Annotated in this window: 22 protein-coding genes; 6 read left to right on the forward strand and 16 right to left on the reverse strand. The window is 56.1% G+C overall.

Translation table 11 applies throughout. The features are described 5' to 3' along the window. Window positions 1–7: 7 nt before the first annotated feature. Window positions 8–664 carry a 4'-phosphopantetheinyl transferase family protein gene (locus tag BM131_RS10015; RefSeq protein WP_175499274.1) on the reverse strand — a complete coding sequence of 219 codons (657 nt, stop codon included), beginning with the start codon at window positions 662–664 and terminating at the stop codon, window positions 8–10. Window positions 665–693: 29 nt separating this feature from the next. Here BM131_RS10015 and BM131_RS10020 point away from each other — a divergent pair, with 29 nt between their 5' ends. Beyond that, window positions 694–2,505, forward strand: a complete 1,812-nt coding sequence (locus tag BM131_RS10020) for a CocE/NonD family hydrolase (protein WP_090189039.1) — start codon at window positions 694–696, stop codon at window positions 2,503–2,505. Here BM131_RS10020 and BM131_RS10025 read toward each other — a convergent pair. From BM131_RS10025 to BM131_RS10040, 4 genes are all read right to left on the reverse strand, one after another. Continuing rightward, entirely contained in the window at window positions 2,502–3,692 is a 1,191-nt protein-coding gene (locus BM131_RS10025) for a glycosyltransferase (protein ID WP_090189041.1), read from the reverse strand. The two genes, BM131_RS10020 and BM131_RS10025, sit on opposite strands and share 4 nt — an antisense overlap. Beyond that, window positions 3,685–5,967 (reverse strand): GumC family protein, encoded by a 2,283-nt coding sequence (locus BM131_RS10030; protein ID WP_090189043.1) that lies wholly within the window; start codon window positions 5,965–5,967, stop codon window positions 3,685–3,687. The genes BM131_RS10025 and BM131_RS10030 overlap by 8 nt, the downstream gene beginning before the upstream one ends. Continuing rightward, entirely contained in the window at window positions 5,964–7,277 is a 1,314-nt protein-coding gene (locus BM131_RS10035) for a polysaccharide biosynthesis/export family protein (RefSeq protein ID WP_090189044.1), read from the reverse strand. The genes BM131_RS10030 and BM131_RS10035 overlap by 4 nt, the downstream gene beginning before the upstream one ends. A gap of 261 nt (window positions 7,278–7,538) precedes the next feature. Then, window positions 7,539–8,072 (reverse strand): response regulator transcription factor, encoded by a 534-nt coding sequence (locus BM131_RS10040; RefSeq protein ID WP_175499276.1) that lies wholly within the window; start codon window positions 8,070–8,072, stop codon window positions 7,539–7,541. A 630-nt stretch (window positions 8,073–8,702) separates the two neighbouring features. On the opposite strand from BM131_RS10040, the gene BM131_RS10045 reads away from it, so the two are divergent. Continuing rightward, on the forward strand, window positions 8,703–9,989 hold the full coding sequence (locus BM131_RS10045) for a hypothetical protein (RefSeq protein WP_139222612.1): 1,287 nt from the start codon (window positions 8,703–8,705) through the stop codon (window positions 9,987–9,989). A gap of 93 nt (window positions 9,990–10,082) precedes the next feature. After that, window positions 10,083–11,186, forward strand: a complete 1,104-nt coding sequence (locus BM131_RS10050; RefSeq protein ID WP_090189050.1) for a hypothetical protein — start codon at window positions 10,083–10,085, stop codon at window positions 11,184–11,186. On the opposite strand, the gene BM131_RS10055 is transcribed toward BM131_RS10050, so the two are convergent. From BM131_RS10055 to BM131_RS10080, 6 genes are all read right to left on the reverse strand, one after another. After that, on the reverse strand, window positions 11,183–11,653 hold the full coding sequence (locus tag BM131_RS10055; RefSeq protein WP_090189052.1) for a hypothetical protein: 471 nt from the start codon (window positions 11,651–11,653) through the stop codon (window positions 11,183–11,185). The two genes, BM131_RS10050 and BM131_RS10055, sit on opposite strands and share 4 nt — an antisense overlap. After that, a complete protein-coding gene (locus tag BM131_RS10060) occupies window positions 11,650–12,534 on the reverse strand; it encodes a CsgG/HfaB family protein (protein ID WP_090189053.1) in 885 nt (294 codons plus the stop codon). The genes BM131_RS10055 and BM131_RS10060 overlap by 4 nt, the downstream gene beginning before the upstream one ends. Further along, complete coding sequence (locus BM131_RS10065) at window positions 12,531–12,914, reverse strand: hypothetical protein (RefSeq protein ID WP_139222613.1); 384 nt, start codon at window positions 12,912–12,914, stop codon at window positions 12,531–12,533. Before BM131_RS10065 ends, BM131_RS10060 begins: the two co-directional genes overlap by 4 nt. 490 nt (window positions 12,915–13,404) lie before the next feature. Further along, window positions 13,405–14,172, reverse strand: coding sequence for an amino acid ABC transporter ATP-binding protein (locus tag BM131_RS10070; RefSeq protein ID WP_090189056.1), 768 nt, complete (start codon window positions 14,170–14,172; stop codon window positions 13,405–13,407). Continuing rightward, window positions 14,169–14,843: an amino acid ABC transporter permease gene (locus BM131_RS10075; RefSeq protein WP_090189058.1), complete on the reverse strand. Its 675-nt coding sequence runs from the start codon at window positions 14,841–14,843 to the stop codon at window positions 14,169–14,171. The genes BM131_RS10070 and BM131_RS10075 overlap by 4 nt, the downstream gene beginning before the upstream one ends. A 4-nt stretch (window positions 14,844–14,847) precedes the next feature. Continuing rightward, a complete protein-coding gene (locus BM131_RS10080; protein ID WP_090189060.1) occupies window positions 14,848–15,600 on the reverse strand; it encodes an amino acid ABC transporter substrate-binding protein in 753 nt (250 codons plus the stop codon). Window positions 15,601–15,920: 320 nt separating this feature from the next. Here BM131_RS10080 and BM131_RS10085 point away from each other — a divergent pair, with 320 nt between their 5' ends. The 3 genes from BM131_RS10085 to htpX all read left to right on the forward strand — a co-directional run bounded on the left by BM131_RS10085 (window position 15,921) and on the right by htpX (window position 20,226). Further along, the gene (locus BM131_RS10085) at window positions 15,921–17,069 is read left to right on the forward strand and encodes a lytic murein transglycosylase (RefSeq protein ID WP_090189062.1); all 1,149 of its coding nucleotides are present in this window, start codon (window positions 15,921–15,923) and stop codon (window positions 17,067–17,069) included. Between the two features lie 338 nt (window positions 17,070–17,407). Further along, window positions 17,408–19,249, forward strand: coding sequence for a PAS domain S-box protein (locus BM131_RS10090; protein ID WP_090189064.1), 1,842 nt, complete (start codon window positions 17,408–17,410; stop codon window positions 19,247–19,249). A 71-nt stretch (window positions 19,250–19,320) separates the two neighbouring features. Further along, window positions 19,321–20,226, forward strand: a complete 906-nt coding sequence (gene htpX / locus BM131_RS10095) for a zinc metalloprotease HtpX (RefSeq protein WP_090189066.1) — start codon at window positions 19,321–19,323, stop codon at window positions 20,224–20,226. Between the two features lie 4 nt (window positions 20,227–20,230). Here htpX and BM131_RS10100 read toward each other — a convergent pair whose 3' ends face one another. The 5 genes from BM131_RS10100 to cyoA are packed head-to-tail and all read right to left on the reverse strand — an operon-like array spanning window position 20,231 to window position 24,964. Next, window positions 20,231–20,941, reverse strand: coding sequence for an SURF1 family protein (locus BM131_RS10100; protein WP_090189067.1), 711 nt, complete (start codon window positions 20,939–20,941; stop codon window positions 20,231–20,233). After that, window positions 20,938–21,303: a cytochrome o ubiquinol oxidase subunit IV gene (gene cyoD / locus BM131_RS10105; protein ID WP_090189069.1), complete on the reverse strand. Its 366-nt coding sequence runs from the start codon at window positions 21,301–21,303 to the stop codon at window positions 20,938–20,940. Before cyoD ends, BM131_RS10100 begins: the two co-directional genes overlap by 4 nt. Next, window positions 21,300–21,926, reverse strand: coding sequence for a cytochrome o ubiquinol oxidase subunit III (gene cyoC, locus BM131_RS10110; protein WP_090189070.1), 627 nt, complete (start codon window positions 21,924–21,926; stop codon window positions 21,300–21,302). Before cyoC ends, cyoD begins: the two co-directional genes overlap by 4 nt. A gap of 5 nt (window positions 21,927–21,931) precedes the next feature. Continuing rightward, window positions 21,932–23,962 (reverse strand): cytochrome o ubiquinol oxidase subunit I, encoded by a 2,031-nt coding sequence (gene cyoB / locus BM131_RS10115; protein ID WP_090189071.1) that lies wholly within the window; start codon window positions 23,960–23,962, stop codon window positions 21,932–21,934. Between the two features lie 3 nt (window positions 23,963–23,965). Continuing rightward, the gene (gene cyoA, locus BM131_RS10120; RefSeq protein WP_090189073.1) at window positions 23,966–24,964 is read right to left on the reverse strand and encodes a ubiquinol oxidase subunit II; all 999 of its coding nucleotides are present in this window, start codon (window positions 24,962–24,964) and stop codon (window positions 23,966–23,968) included. Between the last annotated feature and the right edge of the window lie 95 nt (window positions 24,965–25,059).

Here is a 25,059-nt window from a genome sequence, read left to right on the forward strand (position 1 = left end):
ACGCATTCTAAAGCGCAGCGCGCCGCACAACGCGCACATCCTGACCCGCGCTGCGGACGGCAAGGGCGCCAGCGACGCCCGGCGCAACGCGGACATCTTGCAAGGTCCACGCCGCCGCATCGCCGCTGTCGCAAAACGTAAGCCGGGGTTCGTCCTGCGGGCCCAACGTAACGACAAAGGAATTCAGGTCCGTAAACAGCCCCGTGCCGCGCGCTTTCAGATAAGCCTCTTTCCGGGTCCAGCAGCGGTAAAAGGCGGGCACTCTGGCGTCCATAGGCAGCGCCAGCAGCGCGTTCATTTCACGTGGTGCAAAATGGGCCTGCGCGACATCAAGGTCGATGGGGCGGACCGCCTCGATATCCAGCCCAAGCTGGTGCGGGGTTTGCAAAACGGCAAGGCAGGCCAGATCGCCGGTGTGGCTCAGGTTGAATTGCAGGCCATTCACCCAAGGTCGGCCATAGGTGCCATAGCTGAACTTCAAATCAATGGGGGCCTGGTTCAGATAGGTGCCAAGGATGTGTCGCAACCGGCTGCGGCCTGCAATGTAGCTGTCCCTGTCGCGGTCGAATACAAAGCGCGCAGCGCGCGTGCGCTCTTCTTGCGACAGGACTGCTGGATCGGAATCGACCAACTGCCAAGTCCATATATCAATCACGATGGTCATTCTGCACATCCATCCCAAAGGCACCCGGCATGACCCCGCGCCGCATCATCGCTGGATGCCTTATCTGCGCCGCCGTAGCCGGACTCGGCCTGAGCCAGCTGGACCGCTTGCGTCAGATGAAGGGGCAATTGGCGTTTCAGGCGCGGCAACTGATCCTTGGGATCACCCTGGCCCCTGACATCATGATTCCGATGCCTGATGGCGTCACACTTGCGACCGACGTCTACCGGCCCAAGGGCGCGGCCGCTGATCTGCCCACAATTCTGATCCGCCTGCCCTACGGCAAATCCACCTACGGCGAAGCGCTGCGCTGGGTCCAAACTTGGGTGCCACGCGGCTATGCCGTCGCGGTGCAAGATATCCGCGGACGGTTCCGGTCGGGCGGGGTTTTCGCGCCTTATGCGGGCGCCGTGTCCGACGGCTCTGCCACGCTGGATTGGATTGCAGCGCAGGACTGGTCCAATGGCCGCGTGGCGATGGGCGGTTGCTCTGCCTTGGGCGAGGTGCAGTTGATGCAGGCCAAGGCAGGCGGCCCCCACCTGCGGGCGCTGATTGCCGAAGGCGCTGGCGGCGCGATTGGCAGCGGCAGCGCATCGCGCGCCTATTTCGCCTTCTTCGAAGGCGGCATTCCGAACCTTGCCGCTGCATATGGCTGGTTTTCCGCCAATGGCGGCAAAACTGGCGATCAGATGCACGGCGTCGCCATCGACGCGGCGCAAGTGATCGGGCAGCTGCCCACGGGCACGTTGGTATCGCGCAACCGCGCCGATCCTACAGATTACGAGGATTTTCTGAGCCATTTCGACGATCAAGCTTATTGGGACGCACTTGGCTATTTGCAGGCCACTGACAGTTTTGACACGCCCGCCCTGCATATGAACACCTGGCATGATATCGGCGTGCGCGGCACCTTCGAGGCGGCGGCCCTGATGCGCGCCCGCGCCACTACGATTGCGGCCCGCGATCACCAGCATGTCATCATTGGCCCCGGCCTGCATTGCGACCCAAATGCCGCCTTTGCAGCCGGAGGTGTCGGCGACCTTACCGTAGCGCCCGCCAGCGCGCCTGATTTGGATGCAATCTATGCCAGTTGGCTGGACCATTGGTTGCGCGATGCGCCCCTGCCCCAGATGCCGCAGTATACTTATTTCGTAAACGGTGCCGATCGGTGGGACACCTCTGATGTTTGGCCCCCGGCGAATGTTGCGGCGCAAACGTGGTATCTGCAGCCCGGTCAGTTGACGCAGAACGCGCCCGCTGCACCAAGCAGCGCCAGTTTTGCCTATGATCCGATGGATCCGACGCCATCGATTGGCGGGCCGATTTGTTGCACCGGCGGTCTGAACCTGCCTGCCGGGCCGCTGGACCAACGCCCGAATGCAGGGCGTAGCGATATTCTTGCCTTCACCTCGGGTCCGTTGCCGGAACCCTTGACGCTGGCAGGTGACATCACAGCGCGGATCGTGGTGTCCACGGATGCCCCGGATACCGATCTGGTCGCTGTGCTGATGGATATCGGCCCGGATGGCACCATGCTGGCGATCCAGCAAGGCGCGCTGCGGTTGCGATACCGGAACGGTTTTGACCGCCCTGCGCCGCTTTTGACGCCCGCGGATGTGGTCACCGCAAATGTGGATTTCCCCCCCATCGCTTACCGCATCGCCGCAGGGCATCGCATCGGGCTGCACATCAGTTCTGCCAGCTTTCCAAGGCTGGAGCGGCACATGAACGGCGCAGGGCTGAACGCACTTTCGGCCACACCGCGCATTGCACACAATACGCTGTGGTTTAGGCCAGACGGCGGCTCTGCCTTGGTGCTGCCAGTCCAGCCATCCCATTAGGCGACGGCAAACCGATCATGGTGACGCCGCCGCGCACCATCGATCTGTGCCTTTAAGGCAATCCGGAACCGTTCAGCGCCAAAGCCCTGCGCGTGGCGCGCAATGCGGGCAGGATCGAATGCATCGCGCCGCGCCTCGAAATCACCGATGGCGGCTTGCAGGGACGGGACTGTCTGCTCTGGAAAGAACAGACCGGTTTTGCCCTGCACGACGGAATCAAGCGCGCCGCCACGGCCATAGGCCAACACGGGCGTGCCGCAAGCCATGGCTTCGACCGGTACAATGCCAAAGTCCTCTTCTGCGGGGAAAATCAGGGCGCGGGCACCGCGATAAAGGTCCGGCATATCGGCATCCTCGACCCGGCCTAGCATCTGGACGTTGTCAGGCGCATTCTGTGACAAACGCTCAAACTCGGACCCTTGGCCCACGACCTTAAGCGGTAGATCAAGCCCGCGAAATGCATCGATAGCAAGGTCCGCCCGCTTGTAGGGCACGAGCTGGGACACATAAAGGTAATACCCCCGGTCTGCCTGCGGCACTGGTGCGCCGTCCGCGTCTGCTGGCCCATACAGATCAAGGTCGACCGGCGGATGGACGACCGCAGCATCACGCCGATAGGTGTGGTCGATCCGAGCCGCGACAAAGCGCGAATTGGCAATAAAATGATCTACCCGTGCGGCGGTGCTGGTGTCCCACTGACGCAGACGATGCGCGAGTTGAGAGAAGTATTTGCGCTGCAACCACCCCAGTTGGGCACTCGTGGCGGCGTAGTGATCCCAGATGTAACGCATGGGCGAATGGCAATAGCATATATGCGTCGCATCGGGCCGCGTGATGACCCCTTTTGCCGGTCCTGATTCCGATGAAAGGACTAGATCATAGGCGCTTAGGTCCAGTTCTTCGAGGGCGCGGGGCATCAGGCCAAGGTATTTTTGGTAGTGTTTCCGCGCGCCAGGCAGGCGGCCGACAAAGGTTTGCGTGATGGGGCGGGCAGCCAATGCAGGGCTAATTTTGTCCCGGTCAACGACGTGGGTAAAGATATCAGCGTCGGGATAAAGCTTTAGCATTTCCTCCAGCACGCGCTCTCCTCCGCGCATACCAACAAGCCAGTAATGGATCAGCGCGACGCGCGCTGGCGGTGCAAGGTCCGCCTCGGCAAGCGCAACTAGCGCAGAATCTTCAGGCATCGGTCAACCTTTCTACGAAAGCAGTCTGTTTCACTGTAGACGGCTGTGATGTTGTAAGCGGCAGGGTCTTTCGTCCAATTTCGACGTCGGTCAGAACCGTGCCGGCGACGGGCGCGCCAGAGGCCCCGATCAGTTGTATGGCTGACACGACAGCGTCGCCGCGTGTGCGGCCACTGCGGGCCACAACAATGACCGCGTCGGCCACGTCAGCCAGAATGGTGGTATCGGCGACGCCCATCGCAGGCGGCGCATCCAGAATGACGGTGTCGAACTGGGCGGACAGCCCCTCGATCAAGGTGCGGAAGCGGTCGCCGGACAACAAGTCGGCCGCATTGCCAGCGGTCTGGGCCGCTGTAACGATCCAGATGCGCTTTTCCACATGACGCGCAAAGACTTGGGCAAGATCGGCGTCACCGGTCAGATAGGAATTCAACGTCGTGTCGGTGTTTTCCACACCCCAGATCTCGGCTTGTTTTGGATGCCTGAAATTGGATTCGACGATCACTACGTCCTGACCAATCGCTGACAGCACCCCCGCCAGTCCCTGCGCCGTCACGGAACAACCGACGTTCCAGTCCGCCCCGGTCAGCATCACGACCTTTGGCGGCCTGCGCGATGCGGGGTTCGTCAAGGCATAGCGCAACATCCGCAGACCTTCGTCATAGATCAGCGCGTCTTGCTTTCGACGCTTGCGATGGAGCAGGTTCCGCAGCGGACCGGGGGCTGGTAGTTTTGGCAAAGAGGCCAACACCTTCACGCCCGTGATCCGTTCAAGCTGTTTTGGCTGGCGAATACTGCGATCCAGCGCCTCTTTTACAAAGCAGGTCGCAACCCCAAGGATCCCCCCTAGAAATAGCGCGACGACAATGATTAGTTTTTTGCGTGGACGTGCCGGGCTTAGCGGTGGCTGTGCCTCGGTGATGATGCGGGCGTCGGGACGCTGGAATTCCAGCTGCTGCGTGGTTTCCTGAAACCGGTTCAGAAAACTTTCGTAGACTTGCCGCGTTGCACTGGCAGAGCGTTCAAGCTGGCTAAGCCGGACAGAGGTTCGGGACAGGTCAAGCTGGCGTTGCAGGGTGCTTCTGATGTCGTCGGAAATGGCAGACTGGCGCGCTTTGGCCTGCGCAAGCGACGCATCAAGCTCTTTTATACCAGTATCAATAGCGGCAACGCGGTCGCGTCTTAGGTCATCAAGTGCCAGTTCCAGCGCTAGCATATCAGGATGTTGCGCGCCCATGCGCGTCGCAAGCTGTGCGCGGCGACGCTCTAGGTCTGCCATCTCTGTATCGAGGCTGGTCAACCGCGGCGTATTCAGCGCCGCGGCCGCGGCCTCTGGGCCGTTTTCGTTCAACAAACGCTGTGCCTGCGTCAGCCGGGCTTCGGCGGCGGCCCGTTCATTGCGGGCGTCCACGACGGCGGCGTTCAGCTGCGACAGCTGCTGCGCCACGCCCTGCACGTTGCCACCCTGATCGCGGATTTGAAGCGCGCGAAATTCGACGACTGCGTCTTCGGCTGTGCGCAGCGCGCCTTCAAGTTCCACAAGGCGGTTGTCCAGCCAGTCGATGGCCCGCTGAGTGGCCAGAAGTTTTCCGGCAAGCTGATCTTCGATATATTGATCGGCCACGGCATTGGCGATGCGGGCGGCCAGTTCGGGGTCATGCGCGCTCATTGACACGGTGATGACGTAGGAAATGCCACTTTGAAAAATGCTTAGGTTCCGGCGCAGCTGCCAGATCACCAGATTGCGCGCGTCTTGCGCGCTTAGCGAGCCTGCCGGGTCTGCCGCGGCGTCGGGCATCGGCTCTGGCACTTTTTCGAGCAAGCCAATCTGCGCAAGTTGAATCTTGGCCGCATCCACAAGACGCGCGATGGGGCCCGGCTCTTCGACCAAATAGGGGTCAAAAGCGGGGTTGGTCACAAGATCAAGCTGGTCAACAACGCGCCCCAGCAACAGATTCGATTGCAGCACGGCCACTTCGCCCGCCACGGTAGAGTTGGACACGTTCAAGTCGGACACAATTTGTTCGACGCCAACGATCCGTTCCTGCCGGGTATCAAGCAGAATTTCGACATTTGAAAAATAAACCGGCTTGCTGGTCCGTAGTACCTGCACCGCAATCAAACCCGATACGACGATGCACGCGACGATAAGCCAGCGGTTACGCCGCAGTGCGCCAATGATTGACGCAAGATCGATCACGTCCTGACTTGGCAATCCTGCATTGACACGCGGCGGGTCAGGCAAGGGCCGATGTTTGAAAGCCATCCGGTTCATAGCGTTCCCTCTGCCAAGATGTCAGCACTAGAAGTGTCCCGCAGCAAGCGCACGATCAGCACGTCGCCCGGCAGGATCGTGTCGGTTTCGGTCACTTCGAGGGTCACAAGACCCGACTGCGCCGCCCGGCGCCGCACCATCAATTCGATCCGCGTATCTTCTGCCGTGTCCGCAGAGCGGCGCGTCCAGTCTTCAAGCAGGGCCAGACGCTGCAAAAGCGAGGCGCGCGTCTCGCGCAGTTGCGCTTCTGCGACGCCGACATCTGCCATTTCTTGGCGCCAGTTTTGGGCACGCTGAAAATCAAGGCTAAGCAGCTCTCGCTTAAGCTGGTTCATTTCGCGCTGGGTCGAAACAAGCGTTGTGCGCAAACGCAGCAGGCTTGTTTCTTCGTCTGATACTTCGCGCAGTAGACGGTTGCGGGTTGGTAAGGCCACAAGGCCCTGATTTTGTAGCTTTGCGACGTTTGACAGCTCTTGGTCATAGCTAGAAATCTGCGCGACCTGCGCAGCGATCTGTTCTTCGATCAAAGAGGTTTGCACCCCGACATCAGCAATCGCCTGGGCAATCAGGTTGCGATCAGCCTCGAAATGCGCGCGCTCTGCTGCGATGATGTCTTCGTCCTGCGCGATCAAGGTGGCGATCAGCGCAGCATCGGGATGATCGATCCCTGCAAAGGTAATCTGCGCCGCATCAATACGGTCGCGCCCTGCAAACTGCATGCGGAGCCGCTCTGCTGCGACAGCCTCGCGGACAATGGCGGCCTGATTTGCCGCCAACTCTCCGCGCAGCGCGACCCGTTGCAACGACCGCGCTTCTTCACCGCCCAGTTCGCGCATCAAGCCACCGGCCAAGCCAATCGCCTGCTCTGACGTCATATCCGCATGGTAGTCGAAAAAGCCTGGCGTCTGCACATCGCCTAAGACCGAAATGGGCCGCACATTGACGACCGACAGATCGAGTTTCGGGGATAGGAAAATGGCACCATCAACGTAGGCATCGTTGATGATCCGATGCGCGTCAGACAGGGTGAGCCCCGCAATCGGAAGGCTGCCCAAAAACGGCAGCTGCACGTCGCCGCTATTACCAACGATCAGCGGATAAGGTGGCTCTGCGTCGTCGAGGATATCCAACTGCAGCGCGTCGCCACTAGATATGGCATAGCGTGCCAGCGCATTCTGCGCCGCAGCCGGTTGACCAAGACCGCTTATCAAGATTGCGCAGATATATATCGCGGACCGCAGCCAAAAAGCATCGGTCACCAGAATACGATAATGGGCGGCGAAAATCGCCGTTTTATTCGAAAAAAACATATTGCCCTCGCGACAATCATCTTGAGGTTAAAGAATTTGTTTCACCTAAAATAGAATCGGTGAGTACTAAATCGATAGGTCAGATCTTAGTGTGGTCCTAGTGAAATCTGGCGACCCTACCCTAAAGGATAACTAGATTCTAAAAACTCACCGACTGCATGAGTAAATAATACGCCAATTGATGCGCAAGGCAGACATACGGCCCGCCCAGCACTTAAGTAAATTCAGGTGTCAGTTCTAAGGGCCGCCAAAACAGCGAAACTAAAGCTGATTCAACGATGGCTCTATAAAGGTCAGAACTGCGGCCCGGTCACAAAGGCCCAGCTTTTGGCAAGCACGGGTTTTGTAGGTTTCAGCCGACTTGGCACTGATTCCCAGCCTGTGTCCAATAACCTTAAGAGTCATGCCGCGACCGTAAAGCCGAAGCGTTTCTCTTTCACGTAGGCTGAGCTTTGGCGGCTCTTGTAGCGAAGCCGCATCTGTTTTCACTTTGCGCAAAATCGTGGCCAAAACCTCTGGCCCCATATCCACATCAATCACGCGGCGGACCGCTGAACGGGTTGCCACCAACCCCGCAGGGGCACCAAAAAGCACAACGCACTTACGTCGATCATCCAGCAAATATGGTGCATCTTTGACCGGGTTGTCCAACAGCCGCGGGTCAAGGATATAAACGTCAGAGCGCGCACCGCCCTGCCGCACATCGGCTAAGCAGGCGAATTCATTGACGATCGATCCACCAAGGATAGTCACGGCTTGCCGCGCGCGTGTGATGACACGATCATCGCCCGACAAAACGGTTACCCTAAGTTCGGATAGTACGCGCGCAGACGGCGCAAACACTCCGGCTGTATCAGTATGAAATTGAAACATAAAATTGGCCTCAAGTTAGAAGAACACACGCATGGTCGATAAAATTTCGACCTTGCCTACCGGTGTCGCAAACGCTGCCGCTTCTAAAAAATCGCGGCCGCGTTAACAGTTTATTAACACTTCATCTTTTTAATATCGTTGGTGGTAGCACATTTCGTAGCCGTCTTGAAGACATTTCTTGAACGCACGATAAAACGCTTGTCGCGATCAGGTCTACTGCGCAAATCCCATTAAAATATTCAAATCGATCAACCGCTTGCGCGTCGTAAATACCTAAATCTAAACGTAGGCATTTACCCGACTTTACCCACGCCCCTGCCAGTGCAAGCCTTTCGGGTATTCCAAACGGCTCTGGGGGGAGCGGTGGAGCTAAAGAATCATGCAGCTTGCTGTTAGCTGATTCTATTGGATCCGATACACCGTATTGGTTTCTGTCTCATTCAACCTCGCCTCAATCGACTAACCGTTGGTTTTCAATATGTCGGGCAATTTAGCCCAACATACCGATGCCCGCACTCTATCCCTGGGGCGAATTGAATAACGGAGATTATTATGAATAAGTTTCTCGCAACAACAGCAATTGCATCCCTTCTTGCTATGCCAGCTATGGCCGAGCAGACGGATATTTCGCAAACCGTCAGTGCGCTGCAAGAGGCGCTAAATACAATCCGGATCGACGACGACGCGACAGATGTCTCTCAGGCAGCGGTCAATGCCGCGAACATCATTTCCATTGATTTTGAATCGCTGGACGATGTGACCCAGTCATCCGAAGACGGCATGATGCAGAACGCGATCAACGACTTTGATACGCGTGGCAACCGCCGGAATAACGCCGTGCTCACCAATATCGCTCAGGCGGGCACCAATGTGCTGAACAGCGTCGACCTGACGATGGACACCGGTCAAGGCTATGACATCAACCACCTATCTCAGGTCGTCGACAACGCCAGCCAAACCGCGTTCAACGATATCGACATCCGTGATGGCACCAGCGCCTCGGTTGATCAGGACGCGACCAATGTCATGAACATGGCGGCGATGGATGACTTGCAAGAGGACAATGTCACCCATGATCTATTGCAAGAGATCGACGACAGCAGCCAATTCGCCGGCAACGATCTTGATGTGGATCTGGGTGCGACTGACATCGCCCAAGACGCGGTGAACGTCATGAACCTGGCCGAAATCGAGGACGATCTGAAAGGCGATTCCTTCCAGAATATCTTTGGCGACACAAGCCAGGTCGCTGAAAACAATGCCTTTGACACCAATTCCCGCGCATCCATCACAAACCTGATGCAAAGCGCCGTGAACGTGGCCAACAGCCTTAGCGTAGGCGAAAACTCTCCGAACTCTGGCGGATCGTTTTATCAGGCAGGTATCACGCAGATCTATGATGGTTCAGACGGCAGCGGTCAGGTCGCATCCAACTTCGTGAAGTTTGCCAGCAATGGGTTAGCCGGCGCAGCCCCTGCACTTGCGGGCGATCCCGCGATCATCGATCAATCAGCGTTGAATGCAATCAACTTGGCCACGATCACGAATGTGGGCTGGACCGTGTCGCAAGACGCTTCGGATGTGAACCAGTCAGCATCGAACGTGGCCACGAACTTTGACTTTGCCTACACCGCCGATGTATCCAATTTCGATCAAAGCGCAACGAACGTGGCAAACATCCTGTCGGCAGGTTCTTTGCCTGACCTGAACGGCTACACCGAGGTAAGCCAGAACTTCTCGGGCTTGCAGAGTGCAACGAACAACGTGTTCGGTGCGGACGATCTGTTCGGCGTCTCGCAGGCGGCAACGAACGTCGCAAACTCGGTCAGCGGACTCTAATTTCCTGATCTGACATCTGGGGCGGCGGATAGACCGCCGTCCCAACTTGGCGTGGCACGCGCCCTTTCCAAACCTCTGAACTGGTCCTGTCCCATGCAGCGTATGCTTATGGTCATAGCCCTTGTTGGCACGACGACCACCGCCGCGGCGGAGGATGCCGCCCGTGGCCTGTCGGTTGATCAGATCTGGACCGGTGACCAAACGGGCATCAATCAGATCATCCCCCGCCGGACCCTGCTTTTGAACGGGACACATGCGGGCAATGCTCTGTCAGATTATACCCCGCGTGGTCACGACCTGAACGGTACATTGTCCGCCGATGATCCCACCACGATTGACCAGTCCATCCTGAACGCCGTGAACCTACTGATCGCGTCAGAGGCCGTCGTCGCGCGTGTCGATCAGACGATGCTGGGCAATCAGATCGCGCGCAACGTTATGACGGGACTGTCACCCCAGAACGTCACCACGACCACTCAAATCGGTGAAAATATCGCCAATATCGTCATTGCCGATCAGGTAGACTCCGTTCGGCAAGCCTTTGGTCCCGGTGCGAACCAGATCGTCTATAACGAAGTCTCTGGCACCGCTGCGGGTTTGCACGGTGTGACCCAAACCGGCCGCAATACAGCGAACGTGGTGTTGGCCACGGTGTCGATTGGGTCGGGAGAGCAGTTATTTCCATCCGACACAACACAGCAGATCGACAACGTGGTGGGCCTAGACCAAGGCGCACGCTTGGCTGACGGCATCACGCAACAGGGCACCAATATCGGCAATGTGCTGATCGCCGACGATGTGCGTGATGTTGCGCGGATATTTAACGGCAATCAGATTGTGCGCAATATCGTCACAACTCAGGACGGCCAAACCCCCGCGGGCGTTAGCCAAAGCGGTTTGAATATCGCGAATTTCGTGAGCGCCAAACGCGTGCAGGGCCTGACACAGGTGTCGAACGGCAGACAAATCGTCGAGAATGAAATCCAAGGTGTCACACTGGCGGATATGTCGGGGAAGCTTTCCGGCTACAGCCACTCCAGTACCAACATCGTCAATCTATTGGAAATTCAAAGCACGGACAGGCCAGCGTCTGGATCGACGGTCAGTGCGATCCAAACGGCCAATCAAACGCAGACCGTGCAAAGCAAGTTGGGCACGCACAGCCAAGTTGGCAACGCGGCCACGATCACCCGTTAAAAGGACAGCTCCGCGCAGGTGAGTGACGCACACCATGGCCCCGCGCTAATCCGCGGCGCTGCTGGCCAAGCGTCAGGTTTATTTTGCGTATAATCCCGCGCGCTTTGACCATAAATCGCCGCGCTTTGCACCAGCCTTTCCGCACAGATCGACGCCGCTTGTGCCCGGACCAGCTTTTTCGTCAGCCGCTGCAACTGCGTATCAATTGCACGCGGCTCTGCCATGCCTAGGGTCTGGAAGAAAATAGAAATTTCCTCTGAGTCCGCAAGCGGCGATCCCGGCAGCGTACCCTCGCAGGTTAGGGCAAGCCTGCGATAATTCACCATCGTTTCCAGAAAACGCGTTGGATCGTATGCGGGTGCCTGCGCGGCCGCCGCGCCGTCCGTCGTGGGCGGCGCGGCAACCTGCGCAGCCACCATGCTGCCGCAAACGGCCGCCACCACGGCCAGCGTGACCGCGCGGATCACTGCGTCACCGCAGCGGCCACTTGAACAGGCTGCAACCGGTTTTGCGGCAAAAAGCTGTCGCAACTGCCATCATGTTTTACGGTCGTCGAAACAATGTCATAGGCTGCTTCGGCCAGCATCCAGCGAATGCCCGCATGCAGCCCCTCTTGGCTTTTGGAGCCTATCTGAACATCGAAAAGTTCGCTGTCAAAGAAACGGAAGACAGAGCCAGAAACCTCGCGTCCAACCGCCTGTTTTGAATAGGCCTCCGCCATCAGCAACTCGCTGGAACGTGTGTCGGTCACGCGCAGGTCCGCAGCTACGGTCAGGGCGAAATTACGTTGCCCGCCGCGAAGCCCAAAAAACGAACCCTCATAGCCGCCGGAATAGGTATTGAAATCCAACTGCGTAATCGCCCCGTCAATCACGACGTCGGATCCGCGCAGCGATCCCCTTTCCAGCGGGCGATAAGGCAGCGTTTCACCCTCGACGACAGTAGATCGTCCATCACCAAGGATTTGCTCGCGCGCACGGGAAATCTCGAACTCGGTTACCGTCGTATTGATCCGGTTGACTTGGTTTACCCCAGCACGAGACAAAGACGTGACCAGCATTCCAGCCGTATCGCGCGGAATATATGCACCTGCAGCATCGATCTCAATTTTCTGAGTTAAGTCAGAGATTAAATGAACCGAAAAAACGCGATTGCTGTTACGTACTTCTGGGGTGAAAGAAAGGCATTCCAACGCCGCGTCAGCGGGTGTCGCGACAACAATTGGAATCGGACCATTATAAGCTGGGCGCGACGTACTAAGCTGTGGCGGCAAGCTTGCGCAGCCAGTCAATGCAGCGACAGCCAATACTTGGGTGGATGCCTTACAAATAATTGATTTTATTATCATTTTAATCTCTCCAGCCTGGCAGCAGCATCCGCGATTGCCGCATCCGGGTCAGAGGTTATCGTATTAACCGCAGCGCCACTGGCCTCTTGGATTGTTTGGCCACCACTGTTGTCTTGGCCAGTATCAATAACATTATCCCCACTGCCAGTAATAACGATCGACAAAGAGTTTCCGGTCTGTCCGCTTGCAGCGGCTCCCGCCGCGACACTCTCGCGGTCGTAGGCCAAGAAATTAAGACGCGTTTGCTCTCCGAGTAGTAATATCTGCTGCTCTGATGGCGTGCGAAAGTCCCACGGCCTGCCCTCTCCCAACCCATTTGCAAAAACTGAACTCGGTAATGTACCAAACGCCATAAACGCGGCGATTAAAAACTTGGACATAGCCATGCTCCAACCCCAAATTAGAAAAAATTGTCGTTTAAATATTGCAATCCGGATCAGAGCATTCTTCACGAAGTATTAATACAAATCTGGTCCAAATCGGGTCAAACCGGACCTATTTTTGCCTAATGCTGGCAAAAATGTGGCCTATCCGCAACATTCAGCACAGCGCCGCGCCTGCCAACACCTAGTTTTCGACCCTGCTGGTCCTAAATTTGACGTCAGCCCAATCGGACATATCTGAGGATTTAGACAAGGGAAGGCTTCGGGGTCGTTTTTTCAAGCAGACGATCGGGATGATGAAGAAGAGACTAACATCGATAGATGTCCACCACCAATCCCACCGCAAGACACGGCAGGCTGGTTCAGCAGAAGAGATGATCCGTATTGCTTTAGCAGGACTGAGCGAGCCGCGCTAAGAACCAACTTGAGCAGACAATCTGCGCGAGTGTGATCAAGATTGACGGCCCAAGCATGAGCAATTGCAAAATTAATATGGGTCTACAGCGACTTTTGAAACGCGCCATAAAAAGGCCTTCGTGCGGGGATCCTGAGGGTTTTCTAGAAGCTGTTCGGGCGGTCCCTGTTCCACAATCTGACCATCGGACATGAAGATAATTCGGTCTGCAATTTCCCGCGCGAATTGCATCTCGTGTGTCACGATCAACATCGTCTGGTGTTTTTCAGCAACGCGGCGCATCAGGTCCAGCACTTCGCCAACCCATTCGGGATCAAGCGCCGACGTCGGTTCATCGAACAACATCAGGTCAGCATCAAGAGCCATCGCGCGACCAATTCCAACCCGCTGTTGCTGACCACCTGAAAGCGCCGCCGGATAAGAGTCCGCTTTATCAATCAGTCCGGTTTCACGCAGTATTTCATCAGCACGCGTGGCAGCACCCTGTTTTGATTGGCCTTTGACAGTGATGAGTGCCTGAGTGATGTTCTCTCGTGCCGTTTTATTGGCGAACAGCGCATAGTTCTGAAACACAAACGACGTCCTGCGGCGCAGCGCTAAGATATCAGACCGCGACGCCTTGGCGGATTCAACAGTCAAATCGCCGACCCGAATTGTTCCACTGTCAGGACGGTCCAGATAATTCAGACACCTTAGCAAAGTAGACTTGCCGGTACCGGAAGGGCCGATAACGACCACGCGTTCACCCGGCGCGATATCTAATGAAATGTCTTTCAGAACAGATGTATCGCCAAAGGACTTGTTTAATCCCTTGATAGAAATGGCGGCTTTCGATGTCATCTTGCATAAGCCTTGTTCAAATAGGTCTCCAAGTGCCGTTGTGCAAAGGACAATGCCTCGACCATGATCCAGTAGATTGCCGCAACGACCAAAAATGCCTCAAAGTAAAGAAAGCTGCCAGCAGCTTCTTTTTGCGTCGCGCCCATCAGTTCAGTGACCCCCAAAGTAAATGCCAGTGAAGTCCCTTTAATCATATCGATGAAATAGTTGACCAATGTTGGCGCCGCTACGCGGGTGGCTTGCGGTAGAATGATGTGGCCCATCATCTGCGTTTGGGTCATGCCAACCGCCTGAGAAGCCTCCCACTGGCTGCGGTCAACACCAAGGATCGCTGCCCGAATACTTTCAGCCATATAAGCCGAAAAATGCAAAGTCAGACCCATTATTGTGGCGGTGACGCCGTTAATCGTCGTCAAAAATGCCAAAACCTGCGGCAGTCCGTAGTAGAACAAGAATAGTTGCACCAGCAGCGGGGTCCCCCGAAAAAAGCTGATGAAAAGACGCACAAAAATATCGAGCACTGGTACGCGAAATACTCGTTCAACGGCCATGAGCGAGGCGAGTATCAGAGCGAAAAACATCCCAATCAACGCCATGAAAAGCGTGAGCGGAACATATCCCAAAAGAACGGGGACTAAGTCCCACATGTATTCGACGTCCAGTGCGCGCATGAGATTACTCCGCGACCGAGATATCGGTGCCGAACCATTTATCGGAAATTTCCGCCAAGGTGCCGTTCTCTTTCAACGTGGTGATGGCGGCATCAATCCGGTTGCGCAACTCAGTCCCTTTTTCGTCATTGCGGAACGGCAACGCATTGCGAATTTCACTGAATGGTTTGCCAGCAAACGCCAGCGGTAGCGGGCTTTCTGCGATCAGTTGGGCAGAAGACACGCGGTCCATGACAAAGGCATCTACGCGGCCAAGCGCGGTATCTTGGGCTATGTTGCTTTCATATGTGCGAATATCGATGTCAGCAGCGTTTGGCAGCTCATTCAACAACTGCTCGAAATTCGAACCAAGGTTAACTGCGACGGTCTTGCCACTTAGGTCATCAACGCTCGTGATCGTTTCTTCGTTGCCCTTTTTGACCACGACTTGCGCACCGTCAAAAACATAGGGCTGCGAGAAGGCAAATTTTGCCTCACGCTCTGGCGTAATGGTTATCTGGTTGGCAATGGTGTCGATCCGGCCCGTTTCCAGTGCACCGACGAGCCCGGAAAACGACATCGTCACAAAGTTTACGTCGTCACCAGTTTCTTCTGCGATGGCATTTATGAAATCCACCTCAAATCCTTGCAATTCGTCAAGCTTTACGAAGGTAAAGGGAAAGTAGCCGCCGGACATACCGACATTGAGTGTCTCTGAGTGCGCCGCGCTGACGGTGACAGACAGGGCGAGTGCTGCAATGACCAAAGTTTTTTTCATAATTGTCTCCATTCACTTGTGCAGCAGTTAACCTGTGTGGCGCAGGCTTCAATGGTAGCATCAAAGAGAGGTTCATCGTAACAGCTGTGTCCGGCATATCGGAACATTGTTCTTCAACGCGGGCGTTTCAAAGAACGAATTTGGTTCTGTAGGCCAAGAGTTCCCCAAAAGACCAACGCGTGCCGACGTGGCGATTCCAGCCAAGGTTTTTGGGTGTCGGGTTCCATGCGCAAGCAACCGCCAAGGGGGCCAGCATCCTTTGCGGCGCTTAGAATTTCAGCTAGGATGGCCATCAAATCACCAACAGGCGGAACAGCAATATGCTGACAACACGGCGCGTATTTTCGACGGGGGCGATGATGGCCCTGCTTTCAGCTTGTGGTGGACGTCCGCGTGGCGGGACCGTGGTTGCGGCGCGCGCGCCGGATCCGGTGATGCAGGCCGTGTCCAACCCCGCGTTTGACGCTTGGGTTGCGGGTTTCAAAGGGCGGGCCGCAAGCAAGGGTATCTCAACCAGAACCATCTCGACCTCTTTTGCTCAGGCCGGCTATCTGCCTGACGTGATCGACCGTGACCGCAATCAGACCGAGTTTTCTCGCACGCTCGAAGAATATCTGGCGATCGCAGCGTCGGATGAACGTGTCGCTAAGGGCCGGGCAAATTATGCGCGATATCGCGATGTTTTGGGCCAGATCGAATCCCGATACGGAGTTGAAGCGCATGTCGTGACGGCGATCTGGGGCTTGGAAAGCATGTTTGGCGAACGCCGTGGCAATGTGCCAGTGGTGTCGGCCTTATCAACGCTGGCCTTTGACGGGCGGCGGGGCGCATTCTTTGAAAGCCAACTTATCGCCGCGCTGCAAATCCTTGATAACGGCGATACGACCGCCGCCCGGATGACCGGCAGCTGGGCTGGCGCGATGGGCCACACCCAGTTCATCCCGACGTCCTACTTGGCCTACGCAGTCGATTTTACGGGCGACGGCCGCCGGGATATTTGGGAGGAAGATCCGACCGATGCGCTGGCCAGCACGGCCTCATACCTTGCGCGATCAGGTTGGCAGCGCGGGCAGGCATGGGGCGGCGAAGAAGGATCGCCCGGATTTGCATCTGGCACACGCCGCATTCAACCACAGGTGGGTGGCCCGGTGTTTGCCGTTGGACCCAATTTCAACGCGATCAAACGATACAATAACTCTGACAGCTACGCGATTGGTGTCGGTCATCTTGCAGACCGGATCGCCGGCGCAGGTCCTATCCGGGGCGGGTTTCCACCTGACCGCTATGGATTCACGGCAGATCAACGCAAGCAACTGCAAGCGCGTTTGACCGCAGCCGGGTACGATACAGGCGGAACTGACGGGGTTCTTGGATCTAAGTCACGCGCGGCGATCTCTGCTTATCAACAAAGAAACGGCCTTGCCGTCACTGGTGAACCATCGCTGGAACTGCTGCGCAGGCTTATGTGAAACACAATACAATTTTGACGCGCCCGTTCATTTGTCGTTCAGCAAATCGTTCTGCGGGGGGCTGATGACGCTTTGACAAAGCGTATTGCTCTCTCACAGTGCTAAAGCGCTGTGAGAGAGCAGAATTCATCCGAATACTGCGCCTTTTCGTCATTTTTATATTCTGCCGTCATCGCTGATACGACTTGACTGCTTGTCCAATTTTTTCTGGACCAAGTCACCTTCTTATTTCCAACCGCAAAAACGACATTTGTGGCCTCAAAATTGCCCTTGTTGTCTTTGCATAGTGACGAGGTAAGAGTTTAAGGGCGGCAGGCGTACTGCTGAACGAGGTCACGATGGAACATTCGCCAATCCTTCAGGCATTTAAATATGTCGGCGTTCCTGTGTTCACGATCGCATCTGACGGCAGTGTGTCCCATAGCAATACGGCCGCTGACAATCTGTTCGGATATACGAACGACAGCATGACCGGACAAAAAATATCGCACCTCCTGCCCGTCGAATCCGTCGCGGAACTACATAGTTTTATCCATCCACCCGCAATTGACGCAAATATTCGAATGGTGATGGCGAAAAGCAAAGATGGTTCGCCCCTACCCCTTGCTGTCTATCTGACATCGTGGACGGATGACAAAGGGCTGCAACATGCTGTCATTGTGCGTGATATCTCGGAAGAGATGAAGTTGCAAAAAGTAACGACGAACGAATTAAAACGCGCAAATACCGCCATTCTTGCTGCCAAGATTGGGGTATTCGAACATTTTCCCAAAGAAAACCGGACAGTGGTCAGCCAATCGTGGCGTCATCTGATTGGTCTGGCCGACGACGATACGGCTGACGTGCAAGAGGAATGGCGATCCAGAGTGCATCCTGACGATCTGGGCCCTGCAGATAAAATCATTCAGGTTTGCCTTGATGGTGACACCGATATTGCAAAGCTAGAATATCGGTTCCGCTCAAAGGACGATACCCACTGGTTCTGGCTATGCGCCGAGATTTCCGTTTCCCAACGCGACGAAGAGGGCCGTATCACGTCAGTTATCGGCGTCGTCAAAGATGTCACCGAGCGACGAAAAACAGAAGACTCTCTGCGCTTGAATACTGAATACTTCAGGTCCGCATTTGAAAACACCTCGATCGGGCACGCCATCATTGCTCTCGATGGCCGCTGGCTAAGGGTCAACAACGCTTTCTGCGAGTTAATCGGCTTTCCACGCGAGGAACTTGTCAAAACAAACCTCCGGGACCTTACGCATCCCGACGACCTAGAGGATTCCTGCAAGCATATTGCACTTTTGACCGCGGGCGAGATTGAGACCTATTCGCGTGAACGCCGCTATATTCGTGCAAATGGTCAGACATTGTGGGGCAAACTGACGGTCAGTCTTGTGCGGGATGAAAACGGCGTGCCGGATCACATTATTGTCCAGCTTATGGATATTACCGAACAGCGGCAACTGGCGCAGATGAAGGGCGAATTTGTCGCGACGATCAGTCACGAACTTCGAACGCCCCTCACCTCGGTTATTGGATCATTGGCACTTTTGACTGTGATGGACGACGAAGCCTTTTCCGACAAAGCAAAGCGACTGCTTCATGTTGCGCAGCAAAACGGCAAACGTTTGAATGTTCTGATTGACGATATTCTGGACTTTGAAAAGTTCTCGGCAAAACAGGTGACCTTCAATTTATCCAGCGAGAATATTGCAGAGCTTGTTGAAGACACCCTGTTCACGAATTCGGAGTTTGCGAACAAGTTTGGTGTACGGTTCGAGTTGAAATGCGACGATGCATCACTGCACGGCTCAGTTGATGTTAAGAGATTTCAACAGGTTATGGCCAACCTGCTATCGAATGCTGCCAAATTCGCACATGACGATACGGCGATCATTGCCGAGGTCAAAGATGTTGCGGGATGTATTGAAATTGCAATCACGAACAAGGGCGATGGTATCCCGAACGAATTCCGCGATCGCATTTTCATCCCCTTCGCGCAGGCGGCGGAATCTGACAATCGCAATCGTGGCGGCACCGGGCTCGGCCTGACGATCACGAAACAGATTGTCGAACAAACCGGGGGCCAGATCGGTTATGAAAGCATGCCAGACGGCATGACCACATTTTGGTTTACCGTTCCCTATGCTGAACCGGCAGAGGTGATTGTTCTGTCGGCCTAACGAACGCGGCGCGCACTTTCAAATCTCAAAAGATCCACCATATGGATGAAGAGTAATTGAGAGGGCACGGCATGGGATACACCAAAACCGCAATATTGATGGCCGCAATGACCGCGCTTTTTGTGGGGATCGGGTATCTTTTGGGCGGCAGCGGCGGCATCGTTGTCGCATTTGTCATCGCTTTAGGCATGAATGCGTTCACGTGGTGGAACTCGGACAAGATGGTCCTGCGTATGGACAATGCGCAGCCCGTTGCGCCGAATGACCGCGCGGGTCTGCACGCGATGGTCGCAGACTTGGCGCATAATGCGAACCTGCCGATGCCTGCGGTGTATCTGATCGACACAGCGCAGCCCAATGCCTTTGCCACCGGACGCAATCCGGCCAATGCGGCCGTGGCAGTGACCGCTGGACTACTGCAGACCTTAACCCGCGATCAGATCGCCGCCGTCATCGCGCACGAGCTTGCACATATCAAAAACCACGACACCGCGATCATGACCGTCACCGCGACTTTTGCGGGTGCGATCTCAATGCTCGCGAACTTCGCGCTTTTCTTTGGCGGCTCGCGCGAGCGTTTGGGGATTGTGGGAACGATTGCCATGATGATCCTAGCCCCGATGGCCGCGGCGTTGGTGCAGATGGCCATTAGCCGGTCACGTGAATTCGAAGCGGACCGGATTGGAGCTGAGATTTGCGGCAACCCCATGTGGCTGGCCTCTGCGCTGGAACGAATTCAACAAGGTGCCACCCAGATCGACAATCCGGCAGCAGAGCGTAATCCAGCAATGGCGCATATGTTCATCATCAATCCGCTGCATGCCCACCGGCGGGACAAACTGTTCTCGACCCATCCGGCGACCGAAAACCGCGTCGCTGCTTTGCGCGCGATGGTCGGGACGCCCGCCGCGCGCCCCGCACCCGTCAGCAGTGTTCCATTGGTCCGCAAAAAACGCCAAAGCGGGCCGTGGACGTGACGATCTAAGTCTTGGGGCTCTGCCCTTTGATCCGCAGCCAGACCACACCGACGATCGCGGCGAGGAACATGATCGCCATGGCATACCAAGTGATCGCATAGACCATATGGGTATTGCGGAACTCTAACCGCGTCAGGCCGCCCCGCGGCCAGACGTCCGGACCGCCATTCGCGGCATCGTCGATAAAGTAGCCCGTCTGCGCGTCGCTGATCCCGGCGGCGCTGCTCATTAATGCAAGATCGGCAGAGACCCAGCGCTGATCGCCCGGCGCATTGCTTTCCAGAAGTGTCCCGCCGGGCTGGTCAGCGCGCACGAGTCCCGTGATCTGGACCTGGCCCGCCGGCTGTGTCCAATCGTTTGCATCCAGACCGGTCGGCACAAAACCGCGATTGATCCAAAGCGTTTGATCAGCCGTCTGCAGCGGTGTCATGATCCAGAAACCGGCACCAACTTCTGTGACAGCTTTGATGCGCAGTGTCGCCGCGTGATCATAGGTGCCGCTCGCCCGCACGCGCAGATACTCTGGCGTATCCGGCGCAAGCGGCGCTGGCACCGGATCACCAAAAGCGCGGGTCTGGACCTGTTCGATCAGGTCCAGTTTCCACGCCAGCCGGCGCATCTGCCAATTGCCCAGCCCGATCATTGTAACGAACAAAACGCCCGCCAAAGTCAGGATCAAAGCATCGACCCAAAAGGGGCGGCGCGTATCGGTCATCCGGCGTTGCGCATCATTTCCATCTGCTCGTGCTGGGGCATCATATTGGTATTCAGATGCGTCATCACCCAGATGGAACCGACAAGCACGATTAGCAGCAGCACGCCTGTAAAGACGAGCGACATGACCTGCCATCCAGCCTCGGCCTTAACCGTGACATGCAGGAAATAGAACACGTGCACCATGATCTGGATCGCCCCCAGACCAAAGATGATCGACAGCGCCAGCCAGAGGTGGATTTCCACTTCTGCCAGAACGATCCAAAACGGGATCGCCGTTAGGACAACCGACAGGACAAAGCCGATCATGTAGGACCGGTATGACCCGTGCGCCTCGTGTGTATCGTGGTGTTCAGCGCTCATAGCAGGACCCCGGTCAGATAAACGAAGGAAAAGACCCCGATCCAGATCAGATCAAGGAAGTGCCAGAATAGGCTTAGGCACAGGATGCGGCGTTTGTTAGCGGGTGTCAGGCCGTGCTTTTGCACTTGGATCAGCAATACCACCAGCCAAACCACGCCGGATGCAACGTGCAAGCCGTGTGTGCCGACAAGAAACCAAAAGGACGACAGGAAGGCGCTGACGCCCGGCACCGCGCCCAAGTGGGCAAGGTGCATGAATTCCATCACCTCCATTGCCAGAAAGCCTAGGCCAAAGACGCCTGTGACGATCAGCCAAAGCATCATCGCCTTTTGCTTGCCTTCTTGCATGGTGATGACGGCAAAGCCGTAGGTGATGGACGATAGCAGCAGAAAAGCCGTCGCCAGCAGGATTTTTTCAATCTCGAACAGGTCCGACGGCGCCGGGCCTGCCGCGTAATTGGCGCCCAGCACGGCATAGACCGCGAACAGGATACCAAAGATCAAGCTGTCGCTCATCAGATACATCCAGAAGCCAAGCATCGTGCCCGGTTCGTGATGCTCGTCCTCGGCGACGTAAAAGTCGAAGCCGTCGACAGGTTCAGCGGGGTGGGTTGGGTTTGCCATAATGTCTACTCCGCCAGCACGGCCACAGGGCGGCCGGTTTCGATGGCTGTCACCTCGTCCAAAGGGACGTGGTAATCGCGATCGTAGTTAAAGGTATGGGCAATGCCCCAAGCCACCGAGGCGATAAAGCCAAGCGCTGCTAGCCACCAGATGTGCCAGATCATCGCAAAGCCCATCACAGTCATGAAGCCAGAGATCACTAGCCCGCTCGCCGTGGGTTTCGGCATGTGGATCGGCACGAAGCCAGATGTTGGTGCCTTTGCGCCATTTTCCTTCATGTGCTGCCATGCATCGAGCGCATAGACCCGCGGGGTCAGTGCAAAGTTATAATACGGTGGCGGCGAAGTTGTGGACCATTCCAGCGTGCGGCCTTCCCAAGGGTCGTTGCCACAAGCCAGCGCCTCGCGGTTTTTGATCGACACGGCAATTTGCACGACGAACGCCACCACACCCAAAGCGATCATAAAGACACCCACCGCAGCGATTGCGAATAGCGGCGCATAAGACGTGTCCTCGAACTGGCTCAGGCGACGGGTCACGCCCATCAGGCCAAGGATATACAGCGGCATGAAGGCCACCCAAAATCCACCAACCCAGCCGTAAAAGCTGACCTTGCCCCAGAATGTATCAAGGTAGAACCCAAAGGCCTTGGGCCACCAGTAGTTGATGCCGGCAAAGATGCCGAAGATCACGCCGCCGATGATCACGTTGTGGAAGTGCGCGACCAGAAACAGCGAATTGTGCAGCACATAGTCGGCCGGCGGCACCGCCAGCAGCACACCCGTCATGCCCCCGATGGTAAAGGTGATCATGAAGGCAATGACCCACATCATAGGCAGCTCGAAGTGGATGCGGCCTTTGTACATGGTGAACAGCCAGTTAAACAGCTTGGCACCCGTCGGGATCGAGATGATCATCGTCGTGATCCCAAAGAACGAATTCACGTCCGCGCCCGCGCCCATGGTAAAGAAGTGGTGCAGCCAGACGAGGTAGCTAAGGATTGTGATCACGCACAGCGCGTAGACCATCGAGGTGTAGCCAAACAGCCGCTTGCGCGTGAAGGTCGGCACGATTTCCGAAAAGATACCAAAGACTGGCAGGATCAGGATGTAGACCTCTGGGTGGCCCCAGATCCAGATCAGGTTGATATACATCATCGCGTTTCCACCACTGTCGTTGGTGAAAAAGTGGGTGCCCAGATAGCGGTCAGCTGTCAACAAAGCCAGCGTGGCCGTAAGGACCGGGAAGGATGCGACGATCAGCACGTTGGTCACCAGCGTCGACCAGGTAAAGATCGGCATCTTCATCCAGGTCATGCCGGGTGCACGCATTTTCACAATCGTCACGATCAGGTTGATGCCCGATAGCGTCGTGCCGATGCCCGCGATGTTCAGCGACCACAGGTAGTAATCGACACCAACCCCCGGACTAAACTCCAACCCCGATAGCGGCGGAAAGGCCAGCCAGCCCGTCGCAGCAAATTCACCGACGAACAGCGACAACATGATCAGAACCACACCAGAGAACGTCAGCCAAAAGCTGAAGTTGTTCAGGAATGGAAAGGCCACGTCGCGCGCACCGATTTGCAGCGGCATGATGTAGTTCATGAAACCGGTAATGAACGGCATCGCGACAAAGAAGATCATGATCACGCCGTGGGCGGTAAAGACCTGATCGTAGTGGTAAGCAGGTAAAAACTCTAGGATCCCGGCTGAGGCTAATGCTTGGTGAATCCGCATGAGGATTGCGTCCGAAAAACCCCGGATCAGCATGACGGTCGCAAGGATCATATACATGATCCCGATTTTCTTATGATCGACCGAGGTGAACCATTCGGTCCACAGATAGCCCCAAAGCCGCTTGTAGGTCACAAAACCCACAACGCTCACGCCCAGTAAAATCGTGACGATAAAGGTGCCTAGGATCAGTGGGTCGTAAAATGGGAAGATATCCCAGCTTAGCTTGCCCCAGAACCAATGCACCTGATTGGTAATTTCGGCGGAATGCCCCGCCACAGCGTTTGTCACATCAGCCATCGTTCAGTGTCCTGTCATCGCAGCGTTATCGCCGTGGTCCATGCCAGCATCTGGCATCCCCTCCAGTCCGCCGCCGCCCATTGCGTCAATCATCATCATTTCGTCCATGCACATGGTGTCCTCACCGACGCACATGTTCACAATCCGCCGCCACAACCCGTCCTCGACGGAGGCGTAATAGGCGACGTCGTCATCGATGCTAGGCTGTTCAAGCTGTTCAAACGTGGCGCGGGTCAAGTCCTGCGGCACCGATTGGGCGTCTGCCACCCATGCTGCAAAACCCGCCTCGTCCAACGCTTGCACGTCGAACCGCATCTTGGAAAAGCCCGCGCCGTTGTAATGAGACGCAAAACCTTCATAGGTGCCTTCGCTATTCAGCACGCCGTTCAGCTCTGTCTCCATCCCGGCCATGGCATAGATCATGCCAACCATATCAGGCACATAGAAGGCGTTCATGACCGTGGTTGCGGTCAGCTTCAGCTCGACCGGGCGATCCACAATTGTCGCCATCTCGTTCACAGTGGCGATGTTGTATTCGGGATAGATAAACAGCCATTTCCAGTCCATCGCGACCACCTGCACCTGCAGCGGGGTCACGTTTTCGTCTATCGGCTGGGTCGCTGAAATCCGCGTTAGATCCGCATAGGGGTCAAGCCGGTGCGTCGCGACCCATGTCAGGCCCGCCAACATGATGATGATTGCCAAGGGCACAGACCAAATCACGATCTCTAGGCTGACCGAATGGTCCCACTCAGGCTCGTACGTTCGTTCTTTTTCAGAGGCGCGGTAGCGCATCGCAAAAAACACCGTCAGCGCGATCACAGGCACAATTACGATCAACATCAGCACCGTGGCATAGATGATCAAATCAGCTTGCTGCGACGCAACATCCCCCACAGGGTTCATCACGGTTAGCTTGCAACCTGCCAACGCTGGAAAAGAAAAAACAAGAAGCGCAGCCCGCCACAAACGTGACTTCAAACGGCGATCTGGATAGGACATCGTGAACCCCACAGTCGGAACTTTCTGGTCAGTCATTTAGCATTTTGATCGGAACTTAACACCGAAGGCGGGTGTGACATCTTGGCCTAGCCGCT

The sequence above is a fragment of the Loktanella salsilacus genome (genome assembly GCF_900114485.1).
Taxonomy (GTDB): Bacteria; Pseudomonadota; Alphaproteobacteria; order Rhodobacterales; family Rhodobacteraceae; genus Loktanella; species Loktanella salsilacus.